This is a genomic window from Streptomyces aurantiacus (assembly GCF_001418335.1).
Lineage (GTDB): Bacteria > Actinomycetota > Actinomycetes > Streptomycetales > Streptomycetaceae > Streptomyces > Streptomyces aurantiacus.
Genome location: NZ_LIPP01000378.1, coordinates 1 through 4,327, shown reverse-complemented (window position 1 = coordinate 4,327; position 4,327 = coordinate 1). Strand labels below are relative to the sequence as shown.

4 protein-coding genes are annotated in these 4,327 nt (G+C 70.7%); 3 read left to right on the top strand and 1 reads right to left on the bottom strand.

Annotation, left to right across the window (positions count from 1 at the left end; all coding sequences use genetic code 11):
* Positions 1-138 precede the first annotated feature (138 nt).
* Positions 139-1,320, bottom strand: a complete 1,182-nt coding sequence (locus tag AOK01_RS35825; RefSeq protein ID WP_055519113.1) for a PP2C family protein-serine/threonine phosphatase — start codon at positions 1,318-1,320, stop codon at positions 139-141.
* 186 nt (positions 1,321-1,506) lie between these two features.
* Here AOK01_RS35825 and AOK01_RS35820 point away from each other — a divergent pair, with 186 nt between their 5' ends.
* The 3 genes from AOK01_RS35820 to AOK01_RS35810 all read left to right on the top strand — a co-directional run.
* Complete coding sequence (locus AOK01_RS35820) at positions 1,507-2,742, top strand: GNAT family N-acetyltransferase (RefSeq protein ID WP_055519112.1); 1,236 nt, start codon at positions 1,507-1,509, stop codon at positions 2,740-2,742.
* 365 nt (positions 2,743-3,107) lie between these two features.
* Entirely contained in the window at positions 3,108-3,626 is a 519-nt protein-coding gene (locus AOK01_RS35815) for a lytic polysaccharide monooxygenase auxiliary activity family 9 protein (RefSeq protein WP_055519110.1), read from the top strand.
* A gap of 187 nt (positions 3,627-3,813) precedes the next feature.
* Positions 3,814-4,327: chitinase (locus AOK01_RS35810; RefSeq protein ID WP_079104031.1), on the top strand; the 514-nt coding region annotated here is incomplete at its 3' end.

Below are 4,327 nucleotides of genomic sequence, written 5' to 3'. Positions count from 1 at the left end.
CTGCGCCCCCAGACCCCCGCATCGCGCTGAACGCGCTCGTCCTCAAACGCCGGACGGGCTGAAGAGCCAGGGGCGCGGGGAACTGCGCGACCAGCCCCCACCCACCCGCAGACGACGAACGACCGCACCAGTGGGCACTCAGAGCGTCGCAGGCCCCACCACGCCGCCCTCCCGGCAGATCAGCAGCAGCGCCCTGTCGTCGTTCACGTCCTTCGCCACCGCCTCGATCAGGTGCCAGGCCGCACCGTGGAACCCGCCGGCCACATACCGGTCGGCCTCCCCGGTCAGCCGGTCTATGCCCTCGACGATGTCCCGTTCGGACGTCTCCACCAGCCCGTCCGTGAACAGCATCAGTACGTCCCCGGGGCGCAGTGATCCCTTCACCGCGTCGAACTGCGCGCCGTCGTACACCCCCAGCAGCGGTCCGTCCGCTGTCTTCTCCTCCCAGCGTCCGTTGCCCGCGCTGAGCTGGAGGCCCGGCGGGTGTCCGGCGGAGAAGAGTTCGTAGTCCCCCGAGTCGAGGTCCAGTACGAGGTGGATCGACGTGGCGAATCCCTCGTCCCAGTCCTGGCGCAGCAGGTATCCGTTGGCCGCGGGCAGGAAGGCGTGCGGCGGCAGGGAGCCCAGCAGGCCTCCGAACGCGCCGGAGAGGAGCAGCGCGCGCGACGCCGCGTCCATGCCCTTGCCGGAGACGTCGGTGAGGACCACTTCGAGTGTGCGTCCGCCGTTCGTACGGGCCGCGACGACGAAGTCGCCGGAGAACGACTGGCCGCCGGCCGGCCGCAGCGCCATCTCCCGGTGCCAGCCCATCGGCAGCTTCGGCAGTTTGCTCTGTACCCGGATCCGCTCGCGCAGGTCGAACAGCATCGTGCCGCCCCGCCGCCACGGCACCCCGACCCGGCTGCGGAACTGGGCGATCAGCAGCCCGAAGAACCCGCACGCGGCCACGGTCAGCACGATTCCCGGCGTCACCCTGGAGGGGCCCTCGGTGTAGGGCCCGAGTTTCACGGACTCCACGATCAACGCGGTGGCGGCCGCGGCGTACAGCCCGAGCAGGCTGGAGGGCCGCAGCAGCAACCCGCCGGCGACGATCGGCAGGACGAGCATCGCCGGCGAGCACCAGACGGAGTTCATGAGTGTGACGAAGGCGATCACGGGAATGGTCATCAGGAGGCCGGCGAGCGCGACCCAGTCGGATCCGTCGCCGCGGAAGTAGTCGACGGCGGATCTGCGCAGCCCTGTGCGGACCCGGTGTACCTGCTTCTTCAACCGGGCCGTGAACGTATCGGCTTCTGCGCGCCGCTCTCGTCCTGCTGCCATTAGTTCGGGACCCTATCCATCGGACCAGGTGCTTGGCACGGGAGGTCCTACTTGTCCCCCGTCCGGGGACGGAAGTCACAGAGAAGTCCGGCCCTCGCAGAGCGTACGGCCGGAATGGCACCCGGCACCGCCCGGTGGGGAGAAATCCGGTCGCTCATCCCGGATTGCCCTGGTAGGCATGGGGACATGACGACAGACTTGCGCGTGCTGCGGCCGGACGACTGGGACGAGTGGTACGGGAAGGTGCAGCTCGCGTTCGGCGGAGTCCCGGAATCCGCCGAGGAGCGCGCTCTGTGGAACGATCTCACAGAATACGACCGTTTCATCGGGGCCTGGGACGGAACCGAGTGCGTGGGCACGGCCGGCGCGTTCACCTTCGGCATCACCGTCCCGGGCGGTGCCTCCGTGCGGGCCGCCGGCGTCACGATGGTGAGCGTCGCCTCGACGCACCGCAGGCGCGGCGTGCTGACCTCGATGATGCGGCGTCAACTGGACGATGTGCGGTCCTGGGGCGAGCCGCTCGCCGTGCTCACAGCGTCCGAACCGGCCATCTACGGCCGATTCGGCTACGGCATCGCGACCCAGCAGCTGCGCGCCGAGATCGACACGACCCGGGTACGGCTCTCGGTGCCGGACGGCACGGACGACGTACGGCTGCGGCTCGTGAAGCCGGACGCACCGGACGTACGCGACGCCTGCGAGGCGGTGTACGAGCGCCAGGTGCCCACCCGGCCCGGCATGCTGGAGCGGCGGCCCGGCTGGGAGCGGCTGCCGCTGCTCGACCCGGAGAGCGACCGCAAGGGCACGTCGCCGCTGCAGTGCGTGCTCGCCCGGCGGGGCGACGAAGTCGTGGGTTACGCGCGCTATTTCAACAAGCCGGACTGGGACGCGGCCGGGCCGACGGGCGCGATCGAGCTGCGCGACCTGGAGGCGCTCGACCCGGCGGCGTACGCGGCGCTGTGGCGGCACCTCTTCGGCATAGACCTGACAGCGACGGTGAAGACGTACAACAGGCCTCTCGACGACGCCTGGCAGCATCTCGTCTCCGACAACCGGCGGTGCGACGTGGCGCCCCGGGACTCGCTCCATGTGCGGCTCGTGGACGTCGGCGCGGCGCTTGAGGCGCGGACGTACCAGACGCCGGTGGACGTGGTGTTCGAGGTCGAGGACGCCTTCTGCCCCTGGAACGCGGGGCGTTGGCGGCTCACGGGCGACCCGAAGGGCGCGTCCTGCGCCCGGACCGACGACCCGGCCGATCTCAGCCTGTCCGTACGGGAGTTGGGCGCGGCCTATCTCGGCGGCGCGTCCCTCACCTCGCTGGCCGCGGCGGGACGGGTGCGGGAGCTGCGCCAGGGCGCCCTCGCGGAGGTCTCACCGGCCTTCGCCTCCGTCGTGGCGCCCTGGCTGCCGCACGGCTTCTGAGCGGGCGCCGATGGCGGCGTACGGGCCGGTGGCGCCCTTCGCGGCATGTTGACGGTGCGTTGACGGCGCGCGCGCCACGCCGTCGCAAGGGTGCGCGTGCGGCCGGGTGCGGGTGACCGGCCGCCCCGGGACGCCGCTGCGTCATCCCTTGACACATCACGAAGAGCCACTTGTATGGTCTAGTCCAACAGAACGCGCCGTTCCGTTCCGGGAGTTGATCCTTCGCTGGAGCAATGCTCCCTGCGCGGACGGCCGGAGCGCGTCACCTTCGCGCCTCTTGGCCCCACCCGAGAGGCCGGTCCCGCCGCGTGCGGTCCCCCACACAGCCGTGCGCGCCCGGGAAGGCCTGATGTGAAGGAGTTCCCATGCACGCCAGCAGGAAGACGGCTGCCCTCGTCGGCGCCGTCCTCGCCCCGGTCATCGCAGTGAGCCTGCCCGCCGGTTCGGCGAGCGCCCATGGCTACGTCTCCGATCCGCCCAGCCGCCAGGCGCAGTGCGCCGCGGGCACGGTGTCCTGCGGGGACATCACCTACGAGCCCCAGAGCGTCGAGGGCCCCAAGGGCCTGACCAGTTGCAGCGGCGGCAACAGCCGCTTCTCCGAGCTGGACGACGACAGCTTGGGCTGGACCGTCACGCCGGTGCCGAAGAACACGACGTTCTCGTGGCGGCTCACCGCCCGCCACGCCACCACCACCTGGGAGTACTACGCCGGCGGCCGGCAGATCGCCGTGTTCGACGACGGCGGCGCCCAGCCGGGCGAAGTGGTGAACCACCAGGTCGACTTCGGCGACCTGAGCGGTCGGCAGAAGGTACTGGCCGTCTGGAATGTGGCCAACACCGGCAACGCCTTCTACGCCTGCATCGACGTCAACGTCGGCGGCTGACGGCCCCGCTCGACCCGGCGCGCAGGCACGGCGGAAGCCCCCACCCTTCTTCTCTTCCGCCCCGCCCCTTCGCGCGCCGTCCCCCCACACCCCATCCCCAGGAGTCGACACCGTGCACCGACGCATACACCGACGCGTACTCGGACTGCTGACCGCCACCGGCGCTGCCGCCGCCCTCTGCACGCTCATGCTCGCCCCGACGGCCTCCGCCCAGAAGGCCGGCGGCGACACCGCTGCCGCCGAATTCGTCGTCAGCGAGGGCCAGTTCAACGAGATGTTCCCGGCCCGGAACTCGTTCTACACGTACAGCGGTCTCACCGCCGCGCTCGACGCCTACCCCGGTTTCACCACCACGGGCAGCGACACGGTGAAGAAGCAGGAGGCCGCCGCCTTCCTCGCCAACGTGAGCCACGAGACCGGTGGCCTGCAGTACGTGGTGGAGCAGAACACCGCCAACTACCCGCACTACTGCGACGCCGCCCAGCCCTACGGCTGCCCGGCCGGCAACGACAAGTACTACGGCCGCGGCCCCGTCCAGCTCAGCTGGAACTTCAACTACAAGGCCGCGGGTGACGCCCTGGGCATCGACCTGCTGAACAACCCCGACCTCGTGCAGAACGACGCGGCCGTGTCCTGGAAGACGGGCCTGTGGTACTGGAACACCCAGAACGGGCCCGGCACCATGACGCCGCACGACGCCA

Bases quoted from the DNA above. Each gene is read 5' to 3' on its own strand.
- AOK01_RS35825 (WP_055519113.1), bottom strand. From the start codon at position 1,320: ATGGCAGCAGGACGAGAGCGGCGCGCAGAAGCCGATACGTTCACGGCC.
- AOK01_RS35820 (WP_055519112.1), top strand. From the start codon at position 1,507: ATGACGACAGACTTGCGCGTGCTGCGGCCGGACGACTGGGACGAGTGG.
- AOK01_RS35815 (WP_055519110.1), top strand. From the start codon at position 3,108: ATGCACGCCAGCAGGAAGACGGCTGCCCTCGTCGGCGCCGTCCTCGCC.